At 47.8% G+C, this 15110-nt stretch carries 17 protein-coding genes; 7 read left to right on the top strand and 10 right to left on the bottom strand.

Annotation, left to right across the window (positions count from 1 at the left end; all coding sequences use genetic code 11):
- Window positions 1-197 precede the first annotated feature (197 nt).
- The 10 genes from BQ5375_RS06365 to BQ5375_RS06325 form a co-directional block, all read right to left on the bottom strand.
- Window positions 198-1064 (bottom strand): VirB6/TrbL-like conjugal transfer protein, CD1112 family, encoded by an 867-nt coding sequence (locus BQ5375_RS06365; RefSeq protein ID WP_015574146.1) that lies wholly within the window; start codon window positions 1062-1064, stop codon window positions 198-200.
- A gap of 11 nt (window positions 1065-1075) precedes the next feature.
- Complete coding sequence (locus BQ5375_RS06360; RefSeq protein WP_058722652.1) at window positions 1076-1288, bottom strand: Maff2 family mobile element protein; 213 nt, start codon at window positions 1286-1288, stop codon at window positions 1076-1078.
- 202 nt (window positions 1289-1490) lie between these two features.
- Complete coding sequence (locus BQ5375_RS06355) at window positions 1491-3323, bottom strand: VirD4-like conjugal transfer protein, CD1115 family (protein ID WP_076917614.1); 1833 nt, start codon at window positions 3321-3323, stop codon at window positions 1491-1493.
- On the bottom strand, window positions 3310-3708 hold the full coding sequence (locus BQ5375_RS06350; protein WP_083687530.1) for a PcfB family protein: 399 nt from the start codon (window positions 3706-3708) through the stop codon (window positions 3310-3312). Before BQ5375_RS06350 ends, BQ5375_RS06355 begins: the two co-directional genes overlap by 14 nt.
- Before the next feature lie 128 nt (window positions 3709-3836).
- Window positions 3837-4550, bottom strand: coding sequence for an antirestriction protein ArdA (locus BQ5375_RS06345; protein WP_076917612.1), 714 nt, complete (start codon window positions 4548-4550; stop codon window positions 3837-3839).
- Between the two features lies 1 nt (window position 4551).
- Window positions 4552-4893, bottom strand: a complete 342-nt coding sequence (locus BQ5375_RS06340; protein WP_076917611.1) for a DUF7768 domain-containing protein — start codon at window positions 4891-4893, stop codon at window positions 4552-4554.
- Between the two features lie 50 nt (window positions 4894-4943).
- Entirely contained in the window at window positions 4944-6365 is a 1422-nt protein-coding gene (locus tag BQ5375_RS06335) for a ParB/RepB/Spo0J family partition protein (protein WP_171038627.1), read from the bottom strand.
- Window positions 6366-6551: 186 nt separating this feature from the next.
- Window positions 6552-6728 (bottom strand): hypothetical protein, encoded by a 177-nt coding sequence (locus BQ5375_RS14385; RefSeq protein WP_015574152.1) that lies wholly within the window; start codon window positions 6726-6728, stop codon window positions 6552-6554.
- Window positions 6729-7056: 328 nt separating this feature from the next.
- Window positions 7057-8769, bottom strand: a complete 1713-nt coding sequence (locus BQ5375_RS06330; RefSeq protein ID WP_022131688.1) for a M23/M56 family metallopeptidase — start codon at window positions 8767-8769, stop codon at window positions 7057-7059.
- A gap of 1 nt (window position 8770) precedes the next feature.
- Window positions 8771-9142 (bottom strand): BlaI/MecI/CopY family transcriptional regulator, encoded by a 372-nt coding sequence (locus BQ5375_RS06325; RefSeq protein ID WP_022131689.1) that lies wholly within the window; start codon window positions 9140-9142, stop codon window positions 8771-8773.
- 460 nt (window positions 9143-9602) lie between these two features.
- Here BQ5375_RS06325 and BQ5375_RS06320 point away from each other — a divergent pair, with 460 nt between their 5' ends.
- The 7 genes from BQ5375_RS06320 (at window position 9603) to BQ5375_RS06290 (ending at window position 15103) form a co-directional block, all read left to right on the top strand.
- On the top strand, window positions 9603-10289 hold the full coding sequence (locus BQ5375_RS06320; protein ID WP_022131690.1) for a DUF969 domain-containing protein: 687 nt from the start codon (window positions 9603-9605) through the stop codon (window positions 10287-10289).
- Between the two features lie 18 nt (window positions 10290-10307).
- Window positions 10308-11270 carry a DUF979 domain-containing protein gene (locus BQ5375_RS06315; RefSeq protein WP_022131691.1) on the top strand — a complete coding sequence of 321 codons (963 nt, stop codon included), beginning with the start codon at window positions 10308-10310 and terminating at the stop codon, window positions 11268-11270.
- 74 nt (window positions 11271-11344) lie between these two features.
- Window positions 11345-12319, top strand: a complete 975-nt coding sequence (locus BQ5375_RS06310) for an aminopeptidase (protein ID WP_022131692.1) — start codon at window positions 11345-11347, stop codon at window positions 12317-12319.
- Window positions 12320-12343: 24 nt separating this feature from the next.
- The gene (gene pcp / locus BQ5375_RS06305; protein ID WP_022131693.1) at window positions 12344-12985 is read left to right on the top strand and encodes a pyroglutamyl-peptidase I; all 642 of its coding nucleotides are present in this window, start codon (window positions 12344-12346) and stop codon (window positions 12983-12985) included.
- 56 nt (window positions 12986-13041) lie between these two features.
- Window positions 13042-13551 (top strand): effector binding domain-containing protein, encoded by a 510-nt coding sequence (locus BQ5375_RS06300; protein ID WP_022131694.1) that lies wholly within the window; start codon window positions 13042-13044, stop codon window positions 13549-13551.
- Window positions 13552-13736: 185 nt separating this feature from the next.
- On the top strand, window positions 13737-14597 hold the full coding sequence (locus BQ5375_RS06295; protein WP_022131695.1) for a MurR/RpiR family transcriptional regulator: 861 nt from the start codon (window positions 13737-13739) through the stop codon (window positions 14595-14597).
- A 14-nt stretch (window positions 14598-14611) separates the two neighbouring features.
- Complete coding sequence (locus BQ5375_RS06290; RefSeq protein WP_022131696.1) at window positions 14612-15103, top strand: DUF7000 family protein; 492 nt, start codon at window positions 14612-14614, stop codon at window positions 15101-15103.
- Window positions 15104-15110 lie beyond the last annotated feature (7 nt).

Raw genomic sequence — 15110 nt, 5'->3', positions numbered from 1 at the left:
GAACAGGCCGCTGGGCTCCAACACCCGGCCATCCGGGGCCTTTGGGACTCGTCGGCACAAACTCCGCTCTGCTACTTCGGGACAATTTGTCCCGAAATCCGCCCGCTCCGTTGCGCCTCCTCTCCCCACAAAGTCTGCCGACTTTGCGGGGTACCCCTTGTTTTCCAAAGTGGTTTTGTTCATGGCGTTGTCCTTTCTTAATGCGCGCCGAATATGCTCTTTGCCACCGAGCCAGTTTTGAACAGGGTGAAGCACAGCAGCACCGTATAGCCGATGCAGCTCCAGATCGCCCCGATGGGATCGCCGCTTGTGGCAATACCCTGTACCAGCACCGCATAGATGGCCACGCACACAAGGATCAGCAGACCTTGGAAACCGACAGCAAACAGGGACTTGATATAGTTCTGGCCCATACTGCCAATTTCACGGTTGGAGAGCGTAGCCACGGGTATGGGGGCCAAGCTGGTGAGCAGATATATTTCAATCATGCGCCCATAGACGATGACGAAAATAATAATGTTCAGCGCAAGCATGGTAATGTGAATGAGGAACGACTGGAGCCACAGACCCAGCAGGGGGCCGACTTCCATCGCCTCCAAGGTAGCCTCCAGATTATCCAGCATGGACGCGCTGATGTCGGTGGAGCCGCGCACCAGCCCTGCGGCGTTGGCAATCACGCTCTGGGACATATCAAATACCGCCATGACGATATTGAATGTATTGGAGAGAATGAGAATAGCCGCCGCCGTTTTGAAAATCCACTTGAAGAAAATCCAGTAGTCCAGATCGTGTAGGTTGTTCTTTTCGATAATGAGCTGGATCAGCTCATAGGTGGCAACAAAGGTTAAAATCAGACCGGCAATCGGCAGTATCACCGTTTCAGAAAGCTGCCGTATGAGGGAAAAGACCCCGGCGTTCCAAGCCGCCGGGGTCGTCCCTACTTGCACCGCAATCTCTCCGACACGGGTATTGACCGTATCAAAAAGGCCCGTGAGGTTGCCCATGATACCCTCAATCAGCAGCCCTTTTATCCAGTCTGTAAGCCAGTCGGTGAGAAATCCCATAAGCTAAACCCTTAAAACAGGGAGGACAGCAGGGGGATCAGAGTGGTGCCGAGCACGATGATGCCGCCGCCAGCCATGAGCTGCTTCATACCCTGGCTCTTCGCGCCGGGGTTATCGGAGCCGTAGCCCTCCAGCAGGTTGACAACGCCCCACACGCCAAGGCCAGCGCCGAGGGCAATAACGAGGGTCTGCAAAGTGTTGATGGCAGAAGCGAAAAACTGCATATATTACTCCTTTTCTCCGGGCTATACCCGGCCATGAAAAAAGCCGCCCCGTGTAGGGCGGCAGCGTCCGTACCTCGGGACTCGTCGGCACAAACTTCGCTTTGCTACTTTGGGACAAAATGTCCCAAACTCCGCACGCTCCGTTGCGCCTCCTCTTCCCACAAAATCGCTGATTTTGCGGGAACCCTAAAAGCCCAAGGTTTTATACAAAAGCGTCTGGATCGTCGAGGTCGTCATAGTTGAGGATGTCCTCGTCCTCTTCTGTGAGCGCCTCGGCGGGCACATCCACTTCGTACACCTCACAAGCCTCGTTGGGGCCGGGCCGCCTGCGGCGGTTTATCAGCCTGTCGAGGTTAAAGGCGTTTTTCTTGTCGGCCTCAGCCGTAAACTTGTAGTTGGGGTGTTGCTTCAGATCGTATTTGCGGGAATAGAACGGGGGCAGGCCCCGGAGCTGCAAGATGCACCGATCACCGGGCATTGTGGCAAGCTCGCTGGGGGTCATCAGCTCCCGGCCCAGCCGCTGGATGTTTTGGCTGTAACTTTCGGACTGGCCCCGTGTGCGGCCATCCGTCTGCATGGAGATCGTGGACTTGCCCAGCCAGTTTTCCGATATTTCCTTGATAGTGCTGGCCTCGCGGCCACCGAGGAATATCACGCTGTCCATGTTGCCGAGGATCGTTTCCGCATTTTTATCGTAAATGGCCTTGCATTGAGCAAGCTGCTGATAGAGCAGTACAAGGCTCACCTCGCGGGAACGAATGACGGCCACCAGCTTTTCCAGCCCCGGCACTTGGCCCGTATTGGCCGCCTCGTCCCACAGGACGCGCACATGATGGGGCAAGCGTCCCCCATGCACATTGTCGGCCCGTTCACACAGGAGATTGAACATCTGCGAAAAAGCCAGCGCGACCAAAAAATTGTAGGTGCTGTCCGTATCGCTGATACAGAAAAATGTTGCTGTCCGTCTGTCACCCATACGGTCAAGTTCCAATTCATCGTAGCTCATAATCTCCCGAAGCTGGGGGATGTCAAAAGGAGCCAGACGAGCGCCGCAGGAAATCAAAATGCTTTTGGCCGTCTTGCCGCTGCTTAACTTGTACTTTTTGTACTGCTTCACAGCAAAGCAATCCGGCTTTCGCTTTTCCAACCCGGCAAACATATAGTCCACCGCGTTCATAAAGTCCTCGTCATCCTCCTTGACCTCCATGCCGGAAATCATATCCACCAGCGTATTCATATTGCGATCTTCCTCCGCACCCTCGAAAATGATATAGCCCAGCAGGGCGCAGTATAGGAGCGTTTCAGCCTTCGTCCAGAACGGATCGCCTTCTTTGCCCTCACCCTTGGTGTTGGAGATAAGGGCATTGACGAACTTTAGGATGTCGGACTCGTTCTTGATATACGCCAGCGGGTTATAGTGCATGGACTTGGAGAAGTCGATGCTGTTGAATACCTTGATTTTGTACCCCCGCTTTTGGAGAAAGCTGCCCACTTGGGACAGGACGCCGCCCTTTGGGTCTACCACCACGAAAGAGGAATGGGCCTGTAAAAGCTGGGGTGTAAGCCAAAAGCGGGTTTTGCCCGAGCCGGACGATCCGATGACACAGGTATTGAGGTTTCGGGCGTTGGCCGGGATCTTGGGCCGGGTGTTCATGGTGAGAAACTCCGTTCCGGTCAGAATGACATTGTTTTCAAACTTGGGATCGACAAAGGGCTTGATGTCCTTTTCGTTGCCCCACCGGGCCGAGCCGTACTCTTCGTCACGCCGGAACTTCTTGGCTTTTTTGCTTTTCATGTGGATGAACAGACGGAATGCCACGGCTCCCACGATACCCACCAGCCAGTCAACAGGGTTTAGCCCCGGTGCGAAATCGGCAAAGGCTGGGCCGATGGTCTGGCCGATCCCCATTACTTTTGTTAGGAAATCCGCGCCAGCGGTCAGACGATAGGCCGTACTCAATTTGAGGAATGCCCAGCCGATGAACACATACGGGATATTGGGAATGAGGAATTTTCGGAGCTTATCTGTTTTCATGCACCGCCTCCTTCACGCGCTCCCGCTGTTTGGGCTTTTCACGGGTAAGCTGATCTCCGGCCCGCTTGATCTGATCCCGGATGGGGATACGCCTGGACTTGGACTTGTTCAGCACCTTTTTGGAATACTCCGAGAAACAGGCGGTCATGGCATCAGCCTGTCCCGCCTTGAAAAACAACAGGTATTTGTCCGGGCCTGTCTTGTAAAAGGCATAGTCCACATTCCATTTCCGGGCCACCCGGTCAAAACTTTTGGTATCGCCGGACAGCTCCAGACTGTTGGTAGACACGCCATGCCGCATAAGCTGCTTGACCGTCTGTTTGCCGTGAGGGATCTGCCGGGCGCGGTGTTCTTTGGCAATTTTGCGTCCCACAGCGGCCACCACATAGGCAAGGCTACGCGCCGTCAGCTTACTGGCCCGGACGGAAACTGCAACAGTACGCCGGGAAATATCTTCTTCTATCAGCTATGCCGCCTCCTTTCTCACCTCGGGACAAGTTGTCCCAAGGTGTGTTATCGTTCCGTATGGCCCAGCGTGGGCCGTTTCCGTTCACCCTCCAGCGAGGAACGGTCTATAATTTCCTTGAAAGCAGACATCTGCTCCCGGATAGACAGCTTGGGCATGGAGAAAACACGGTGCTCGTCTGGAATGTCATCCCGGCCTGTGTAATGCTCAATGAAGCTGCTGCGGTTGTCGGCCACATATCCACCGGGGGCATAGTGGCCGCTTTCGTTGATCCGCACATCCCGTCCGTATGCCTCATAGTCGATATAATCAATGAGGTGTTCCGGGACTTCCACACCGCCGAACTCCAGCACATACATACGGCCCAATTCCTCGTCACTACGGACACCGGAATAGAACTCAAAGCAATCCAGATTTTGTGTGAGGTTGATTAAGTCCTTGACGCTGCCTGTGTATTCGCCAGCGTCTATGACCGCCTCAAACTTTTCAATATCGCTCTGATCCATTTCCGATAGCAGCGCGGCCAGATAGTTGAGCTCGTCAATGCTTTCATATTCGCCCAAGTGTTCATGCAGCCCCAGCACATCGCCGTCAAAGCTGGTAATGAAAATCTCCTCATACCGTATGCCGTCTACGCCGATGCGCTTTAAGAGGGACTGCACCTCCTCCGCCGTGGTGGGGAATTTCAGCGTTTCGCCCACAAGCTGCCCCTCGGCATATTTGCCGAGGTTGGTAATGTAGGCTTCCAGCAGGGCCGCCATATCAGCGGCGGCCCTGTCCCTTGACCGTCAAGATGCCCTCCAGCGTGGTTGCCGTGATACCCAGCCGCTGGGCAACGGCAATATCATTCTTCATGGCCTCGGTGACGGTATGGCCGCATACCACCAGCACATGAGCGCGTTTGAGCAGATTACGGGCCATGTCGATCCCGCTTTTGTGCTCCTCGGGAATGGCATCATTGAGGAACAGGGGATGGAACAGCGTGGGGCAAATGGGCGAAAAGCCCGCCTCATACACGCTGCGGCAATACTGCGCTGCCTGTTTTGCATTTTCGGCATCGCTGCCGCACCACGCAGCGGTGATATATGCGAGGGGTCGTTTCATTGTTAAAACCTCCATTCAATGAAAAAACCTCGGGACAAATTGTCTCGAGGTTACAGGCTCTTATCCGTTTTCTTTTCGGGCTTGCCCAGCTCGGGGGGCTGCTTGGCCTTCCAGTCATCCAGCAGGGCCATGATCTGATCCTTCATCTGACGGGGAGACTTGTCCTTGCCGAAATACTTTTCCAGTTCCGCGCTATTGATAATCACCTTATCAACCTCCTTCTTTTCTTCCATCAAAATGCCGTCGATCACATCGCCGTTCAGCTTGCCCTCTTGATCCATTTTTCGGAGCCGCTGGGCTTGGGACAGGGACGGAGAGGACTGCTGGCCCTCAATGGACACGGCGATATACTTCTGATGCTTGGGCCGGATAAAGGAAATCTCCACGGCGGGTGTAAATGCCAGCTTTTTCTCGTCCAGCATTTTCTGCAAATCCGGCACCAGCTCGGTCAAGCGGATATACCGCTGCACCTGTTTGTAGTTCATGCCGTTTCGATCACCTACGATCTGCGTGGAGCGTTTACCCGCCTCCTGTGCGTCCTCACCGGGACGAGCGCCTTGGTGCTTGATGGCCTCTACCTGCATTTTCAAAGACTGTGCCTTTTCCGTGGGCAAAATCTTTTCGCGGTGGCGCAGGTTGTCATCCGTCATAGCGAGGATGGCCTCGTCATCGGTCATGTTACGGACGATACAGGGCATATTCACAAATCCGGCCAGTTCACTTGCCCTCTGGCGGCGGTGGCCCGCGATGATCTCATACCCGCCGTCCTCAGTGGGACGCACCAACGCGGGCTGGTTTACACCGCTTGCTCGGACAGACTCCACAAGGCCCTGCATCTCGGCATCGTCACGGACACCAAAGGGATGATTTTTGAACGGGCGCAGCTCGGACAGATTGAGGTAGACAATTTCCTCTTTTTCTGCGCGGGTAGCGTCACGGGGCGCGGCGGGCTGTTCCGGCGCGGCAGGGGTGGGAGCCTCCTGCAGATTGGGCGCGGCATTTTCCGGGGCGGCCTTACTTTGGGACATTTTGTCTCGCGTGGGCGACTTGGCCTTGTCGGGGGCCGCCTTGTCAGCCTTTGCCGGGCGGCCCTTGCTGGCCTTGGCCGCTGCTTTGTCCTTCGGCTCCGTGGTTTTCTGTTTGGGAGTTTTCTGTTTCGGGGCCTTGTCCTTTTCGGCCTCCTCACGGGCGGCGGCAAAATCCACCACCTTGCCAGAGGGAGCCGGGGCGGGATCGCCCTTGTCCGGGGTATCCGTCTGCTTGACCTCCTTGTCGGGCTTGGGCGGCTCGGGAGCCGCAGGGCCGGGAGCCTCCGGGGTGGTAGGCTCGGCCTTTTCCGTGGGAGCCGCCTTTTCAGCCGGGGTGGGATCGGCCACAACAGGCTCGACCTTTTCGGGAGCAGGCTGTTCCGGCGCGGGGGCCGTTTCAGTCTTTTCTACCTCGGGGCCGATATTCTTTTTATCGTCTGCCAATGTCAAACCTCCTTTGTCTTGAAATGAAAAAAGCCAGCCCGATGGCTGGCAGCAGATAAGGGACTCCTCCTTTCAAGTTGTGGTGTATGAAAACGCCGCCCATAGTCTCACTCGGGCGGCGTAATGCTCAATATGAAATTGTTTTAGAATAAATACCTTGCTTGACAACTCGGATTTAATTTTAGATTAGATTTTTTCGCGGTGGCCTTCGTTCCACATTTTTTCATCGACATCGGCCATCATCAGCTTTAACAGGATGTCCGACATACTTTCACCGTTTTTATCATAACGGGGCTCCACGATAAAAACGCGATTGCCGATCTCATATCTTTGCGGCTCACCAGCTATATATTCTTTCTCCATACTCAACACCCCCTTTCGCTATGGAACAAGGAAATTATACCATGCGAAAAGGGAATTGCGGTATCGAGCTTGTTTTCAAATTTAGTATTGATATGCGGTCTGGCCCCAGCTATAATGAATTTCAAGAAAAACGCCGATGGTTTTGCGGCTTTTGGTGGGGTGTCCCGCGTATTGAACGCTCTATTGGCCCGATTTAGAGGGGTATGTAACCGATCTAACCGGGAGCGCGTTTGAATGGCATTCAAAAGGTCGTCGGTTCGATCCCGATTGTCTCCACCAGATTATAAAAAGCACCTGCTTTTGCAGGTGCTTTTTTTGTTTTTCTAACCTATTTACTTGGGAGCAGGTAAGCTGCTGGATCTGCAGATACACCGTCTTCCTGAATCTCAAAATGTAAATGTGCCAAAGGAGCAGTATTGGTTGTTTCAACGTTTCCTATTGTCTGTCCTGCTTTTACTGTATCTCCTTTTTTTACCTCAAGATTTCCTAAATTTCCATACAAGGTGGTAACTCCATCTCCATGATCTATAATCACATAGTTCCCATTTCCGCTTTCTGCCTGGACTAAATTGAGGTTAAGTACATCTGCATCTGGAGTGGCAGTATCATATGAACTAACACAAATTACCTTTCCATCTCCAGCAGCAACTACCGGCTTTCCGTTCGTATCCTTTCCTACAATATCTGTACCCATGTGGAAAGTAACACCGCCTATTCCTCCCTCCGTTTCAAACTCCATACCGAAAGGAAGTGCAATCAGATAGCAATCAGGAACCGGCCATCTCATCTGACCTTCTTCCAGTTTTACATTCTTTTTACTCTGGAAAACGCTTCCCTGGGTATACTGCTTGAGAATACCTTCCTGGAAATCACTAAATTTCTGATTCATTTGCTCATGATATTTTTCCGGGTCCTGCTGATAAAGTTTTTCCAAATCTTCGATGTTAACAGCTGCTCCTTTCGAAACCAAACTTTCCGAAACCGAGCTGCTTTCTCTTTGCTGTACAGCATCCTTAAGGGTAGCCGATGTTCCTGTTTTTGCAGCGGAAACATCCACAAAACCGACCATGCTCATTCCCGCAATTACAACAGCCATTGCAGTGAGCAAAATTCCTTTTCTTTTCTTTCTAATATCCATAATTGTCTCGAACCTCCTGATAATCTGTTTCTTCTGTTCGAAAAATCCCGTTGTCAGCGGCAGATATTTTTCTTTTTCTCCCTGTAAAAAAGACAGAATAACTGTTCCATATTCTCCCCTTGCCTGCATTCCGCTTCCCCTTAATACTGCATCATCACAGGCTTTTTCGATGTCCGCAGATGCCCTTTTTCCCATAATCCACACCAGAGGATGAAACCAATGAACGCTCTGCGCAAGCAAAATCAATAACTTAAGCCATAAATCTTTTCGGCGATAATGGCTCAATTCATGGCGCAGCACATAGGAAAGACTCATCTCGTCCAGTTTTCTCTCCGGAAGCAGAATCATTGGGTGCCAAAATCCCATCAGCATTGGAGTGGACAAAATAGAACATTGGTACAAACTGATTTCTCTCTTTATTCCACATTCTTCTTTACAATGGTTAAAAACTTCCATTGTCCGTTCATCCTGCACTTGGATGCTCCACCGCAGGATTTTTCTTCTGGTCTTTTGATAAAGAACAGCATGTGCCAACAGAGAAAGACCTGCTCCTCCTAACCAAGTCCAGGACAAAATCTCCATAAATGGGATTTCCTTTCTCTGCACCTGTATTTCTCCATGGATTTTTGTCACTTCCGGAGTAGAGGTTATTTCCACAACTGGTTCTGGCATTTCCTCCTGCTCCAGAGAAATCTGATAGGACGGAACCGGTATCGAAATCTGTGGTTGCTCACCTGGGATAGTCGGAAGCAGTAATCTTACCGCCACAATCGCCCAGAGGAAGCAGCTCACCTTAGGTTGGAAATATTTTTGCAGCAAAGGGGAAAACAGCAGAATCGGCACCAGAAGCAGGGTAACAGAAAATGACGTTCCCAACACAGCGCAGAATACAGATTCCAACATGTTACTCCTTTCCCTTTTCCAAAAGGGCTTTGATTTTCTGAATATCATCCTCACTTAAGGCATCATTCTCAATCAAAGCGGCAAACAGCTTGCTTCCCGAATTCTGGTACATCTTTTCCAGAAAGGAAGAGGTTTCTTTTTCCCGATATTCGTCCAGCGACACAAGTGGTGTGTAATGATTGAGACGCCCAATCTTTTCGCATTGAACAAATCCTTTTCCTTCCAGACGATTGAGCGCATTTTGCACCAGCTGCACACTTTTCTTTTCCTTTAAATGCTGCATGATATCACTGGTACTGACCTTTTCTTTTCCATCCCAGATAATCAGCATCACCTCAAGCTCTGAATCCGGCAGGCGTTTCCATCGTTCCATTTTACATCCTCCTTTTTATTCCTTACATGCAAGATATTGTTATACAATCAATTGGTTGTATAACAATCATATCGTGTATTCCTTCATTTGTCAAGAATTTCTTTTTTTATTTTCTAACTTCAGAATTAAATCAGGATGAAAAAATTAATATTATTTCATTTATAATGTCAAAATATAATATTTATGCAAAATTATGCTTATTTTTTGCATTTTATAACGTCAAAATTAATAATATAAAGCAAAAAAATTTCATATTCATCAACAAAGTTTATAGCTAATACCTAAAAATATAACGATATTATTTGGTTATATTATAGAATATCCGCATTTTTACTTTAACTTGTTGAAAAATCGTATATTGCGCTGTATAATATGAATTGTTAACAAATAATGAAAAGTGACTATGCGCTTTTCATTTTGAGGAAAATCCTCAAAACCAAATTTAACAAGGGGTGTTGTTATGTTAAGCTTACTTGGCGTAGTTGTTGTTATCATTGGTTTCGCACTGAAACTGGAACCTATCGCCATCATCGTTGTATCTGCCATTGTAACCGCTGTATGCGGCGGAATCAATGTGGTAGATCTGCTGACCTCGGTTGGTACAACCTTTGTAGCAAACCGTAACCAGTTGATCACCATCATTTTGATGATTCTCACCGGTACACTGGAAAAAAATGGTCTGAAAGAAGCCGGAGCTGCTCTGATCAGAAAAGCAAAAGGCTTAACAACCGGTATGTTAATCGCAATTTGGGGTGTTCTGGATGAAATCTTCATCATCTTCAAAATCCCGATTGGCGGTATTCCATCTTATGTTCGTCCTATCCTGATGCCTATGACCCTTGGTATCATTGAATCTAAAGGCTATGAAGTTGCTCCAGAACATGAAGAAACGATCAAAGCTCTCTACGGTAAAGACTACAACGTATCCAACTTCTTTGGTCAGTGTCTGTTTGCTGCAAACTCTTCCGTTCTGCTGATCCAGTCCACTCTGGCAAGCATCGGCTATGAAGTTGACGTAATGCAGATTGTTGCTGTTCAGATTCCAGTTGCTCTGTTTGCAATGCTTGTCAACGCAACTCAGACTCTCATCGTTGATGGACGTATGGTTAAGAAATACTATCCTGATATGAAGAAAAAGGCAGCATAGCAGAAGGAGGAATTTTTCATGTTAACTTACTTTTTAAGTCCGGAGTACACTATCTCCGATAAACTGGTACAGATCATGTACCTTCTTTCCGGTTTCTTCTGCATGTACTGTGGTGTGCGTGCATGGATTGTAAAAGCAAACAAGCACTTCCTGCCAACCGGTTTGTTCTGGTTCACTCTGGGCATCGTTGTTGCATTTGGTCAGTGGTTGCCTCCGCTTGCAAGCGGTATTCTGGTTGCTATCACCTGTATTCCTGCTGCACTTGGTATGGTTAAACGCGGCAATCTGCAGTCCCCAACCAAAGAAGAACAGCAGAAGAACTACAATAAGATCGGTATGAAGATCTTTATCCCTGCATTTGGTGCCGGTGTTTTCTCCATCCTGATTTCCCTGTTCCTGCCTGGCTGGAGCTCGTTGCTTGGTTCTCTGTTTGCAACCATCGTCGGCGTTATCCTGCTGGTAATCTGGAACCGTGAAAACAAAGCTATGACCTTCCTGGAAGAAGGTCGCCGCTTCCTGGATATGACAAGCGCTGTTTACATCATGCCTCTGCTGCTTTCCTGTCTGGGTACAATCTTTACAAACGCTGGTGTTGGTGATGCATTTGCTACTATCTTCGGTAAAATCATCCCACAGGGCAACGTTTATATCGGTATCGTTGCATACGCAGTTGGTATGGTACTGTTCACCATGATCATGGGCAACGCTTTTGCTGCTATCACTGTTATGACCGTTGGTATCGGTGTTCCATTCGTTATCAGCCTGGGTGCAAACCCTCTGTACATGGTAACTCTGGCTATGACCTGCGGTTACTGCGGTACTTTGCTGACTCCTATGGCTGCAAACTTCAACATCGTACCTGGTGTATATCTTGAAGTAAAAGATAAATACTCCATCATCAAAATGCAGCTGATCCCATCTATCCTGATGCTGGTATTCCAGATCATCTACATGTGCCTGATGGTAAATAAGCCTTTTTAGTCTAAAACTGAAAGAAGGGGTCTGATATCAGACCCCTTCTGATTTAATAAATTATTCAGAAAGGCCGTGAGTCGATGTCTTCCAAGATGCAAAAGGGAGCCGACATTGTTATCCACCGCTGGTGTCAGCTGAAACGCGGAGAAAAACTACTGATCATCACCGATCATTCTCATTTAAGAGAAAGTGCTGCTCTGCAAAAATCTGCTGAAATCATCGGTGCTTTTGTCGTCACAATTGTTATCCCGGAAAACTGTACCCAGGCCGGCACCCTGTTTGATTCCATGCTGGAATTTTTGCTCAGCAATGATGTCATCATCGGTGCCACCAACTACTCTCTGATTACTACCCGTGCTGTCCGGGAGGTTTTAACCCACGGCAGCCGGTATCTTTCTCTTCCCCTTTCTACCAATAATGGCCGTTCCATGCTTGCATTTGACTTTATGGGAATGGACCCGGAAGAAGCCAGAAGATGTTCTGCCAACATGATTCATTATCTCAATGAATCGGATACTGTGCGCATTACAACGCCGCTCGGAACAAACTTGACCTTTGGAAAGAAAGGAAGAACTGCCGGACTGTTTCATGGCATGGCATCTCATCCTGGACAGGTCGGCTCTTCCAGCTTTGAGGTCTATATTGGTATCGAAGAAACCAAAACCAATGGACATGCTGTTCTAGACGGTTCTATGGGTTATGTCGGACGTCCTCCAGAACATATTCAGCTGGAATTTCGTGATGGACGTTTGGCATCGATTGAACATAACGAATCTGGCATCTTTTTGCAGGATTACATGGAACGTTTTGGTGATCCTGGCATTTTTGTTGCAGGCGAACTTGGAATCGGACTGAATAAAAAGTCCCGTTGTCTGGGAAACTGTTATATTGAGGACGAATCCACCTACGGTACCTTCCACATTGGAATGGGAAGAAACCTTGCTCTTGGCGGTGTCCATGATGCTGCCGGACATTTTGATCTTGTTTTTCACTCTCCGACCATCTATGCCGGAGATGTTGTAATTATGAAAGACGGACTTGTTGTTGCGTCTTAAATAAAACGTAAAGGAGAATGTACCATGAAAGTTGTTGTTACTGGTTTCCAGCCTTTTGGCAAAGAAACAATGAATCCATCTTTTGAGGCAGTTCGCCTGCTCCCAGATGAAATCAAAGGCGCTCAGATCGTAAAGAAAGAAATTCCTGTTGTATTCCGTAAAGGCGGTCAGACTGTTCAGGAAATTGTACGCGCTGAAAAACCAGACATTGTTATTCTGGTTGGACAGGCTGGCGGCAGAACTTCCATGAACGTTGAACGTGTTGCAATCAACTGTGAAGATTGCCCAACCGGTTTCCCAGACAACGAAGGTAACTGCCCACAGGGTGAAAAAATCTATGAAGACGGTCCTGATGCATACTTTGCAACCGTTCCTGTAAAGGCAATGGTTAAGAAAATGATGGACAATGGTGTTCCTGCTGCAATTTCCAACACTGCTGGAACCTATGTCTGCAATGACCTGATGTACCATCTGCTGTATCAGCTCAAACATGAGTTCCCAAATGCACGCGGCGGTTTCATCCATGTTCCATATGCAACCATCCAAAATCATCCAAACATGGCTTCCATGACCATCGAAGAGATGAGCAAAGGTCTTGCACTCTGCGTTGAGGCTGCAATTGAAAATGAACATGACATCACTGCTGCAAGTGGTGCTACCCATTAGTAACTGGAACGTGTCCCTCATACTTCAGGGACACGTTTTCTCTTAGGAGGTTTTGTATGTTTTCTTTCTTTAAAAAAAAGCAACCATTTTCTGTCAGAATCAAAGAGTATGACAATGTTCGATTAATTGCCGGTATGGAGATCACAACCTGTCGAAAAAGCATGAAAAAAGATGTTTCTCAACTTCAGAAAAAAGTTCAGCAGCATCAGTCCGAGCTCAGGGAGCTTTCCAACCCAAGCGGTACCATGGTCATCTCAACAACACCGGATGAAACAGGCAATTTTTCTTACTTTCTTGGAGCATGGGTTGATATTGAAGAACAGGAACCTCCTTTTATTGTAAAAAAGCTTCAGCCCGGACTGTATGCCCACATCCAGGTAGATTTTTCCGTTCCAGAAAACCTTACTTTAAATGTAGCAAAAGCAAAACACTATTTTTTTGAAAAATGGCTTCCGGACTCCGGTTACAAGGTGGTTGACGGCATTGATTCCATCGAGCTGTACGACCGCCGCAGCCAGATTGGGCTTCCTTCCATCGACCTCATTTTTCCCTTGGAAAAGAAATAATTTGTAAAAGCCTGTTTTTTGATCTGGAAAAACAGGCTTTTTGTTCTATTTGGTTGTTCTACAGAACATCTTTACATTTTTTGACTTTTCCTGTACAATCTAAATAAATAAAGCTTTTGCTTTTCTTTTCATTGGTTTACACTTTTCAATCAGAATAAATTTATTTCAAAAAGGACAGGAAATCTATGGACGTTATTCAGAAAATTCACAACCTTTATCCCGAAATGACTCGTAAGCAGAAGAGTATTGCCGACATTCTGCTGGAATCTCCGGAAGACATCGCCTATATTACACTGGCTAATTTGAGCCAGAAAACTTCCTCTTCCGAACTGACTCTGCTTAGATTTTGCCAGAAACTGGGATATTCCAACTTCCTTGAGATGAAAGCAGCCTTTCGTGAATATACCCAGAGTATGGTTAAGTTGCTTTCCTCCCCACAGTATTTTGTTCCGGATGCTACTATCACCGATGTGGAGGGAAAATCCGAACTTCTCCGTCAAATCTGCCGGGAAGAAGCGGAAGCTAGCCAGCGCTTTTTCTCTTCCCTGGATCTGCTTTCTATTATCTCTGCTGCCGAAGCGATCCGCGGCGCAAAACGCATCTTTATCTGTGCTCATGATATTTCACATGTCCTGGCAGAATTCCTGTATGCCCGCTTAAAGCTTCTCTATTTTGATGTATGCTTAATCGATCTGACCGATCTTAACGATACACAGGATAAGCTGGATATGCTCACCTCACAGGATCTGGTCATCTTTATCGCTTTTCCAAAATATTATTATCCATTGGCAAGTATTGCTAAAAACGCATTTTCTCATGGAGCAACTATCCTCACTATCACAGACAGCGTCTCTTCCCCAACAGCACAGTACAGCAAGCATCTGCTTGTTTGCTACACTGCAACCCGCGTTTTCTATAACTCGCTGACTCTGCCGATGGCGATGGCAAACTTGCTGTTGTCCTATCTGGTTATCGATCTTGGACCGGACTACCGCAGCCGGGATTTGAGCAATGCAAACGCGTCAAATACAAACAATTTAAAATAACAAATTGTATTTTTATGTCGTTTAATTACAAATTTCTTGAGGAATATCAGAATTTAATTCAAAATACAAATCTCCAAAAAGGTTATCAGGAATTTATTCGTCTTTTTCGCTGTCTTCGGATCAATCTGCAAACACGATTTTCCTCTTTTCATTTTCAGGAGAATATTGTAGAAAACAATATGGAATATTCCTACTTTCAGTTTTCAGATGATACCCTCAAACAGATGGGACTCAAGATTGTAGTTGTTTTTGTTCATTCTGATTTTCGATTTGAAGTATGGATTTCCGGATGCAACAGGCAGATCCAGCGCCAATATTATAACCTTTTGATGCCATCTTCTCTTCCTGTTTTCCTGACACCAGATCCCGATCACCTGGATTACATCGTAAAATTTCCCATTGAAGCTAATCCTGCACATATAGACTGTGACGCTCTTTTGGATATGGTTTCGGATACTTGTGTACAGGCAATTCATTTTGTGGATGAAAACCTAAAAACGGAATAAAAAATCC

The organism is Negativibacillus massiliensis (assembly GCF_900148495.1).
GTDB classification, from domain to species: domain Bacteria; phylum Bacillota; class Clostridia; order Oscillospirales; family Ruminococcaceae; genus Negativibacillus; species Negativibacillus massiliensis.
The sequence above is the reverse complement of the archived record's forward strand: the minus strand, read 5'-3'. Positions and strand labels throughout refer to the sequence as shown.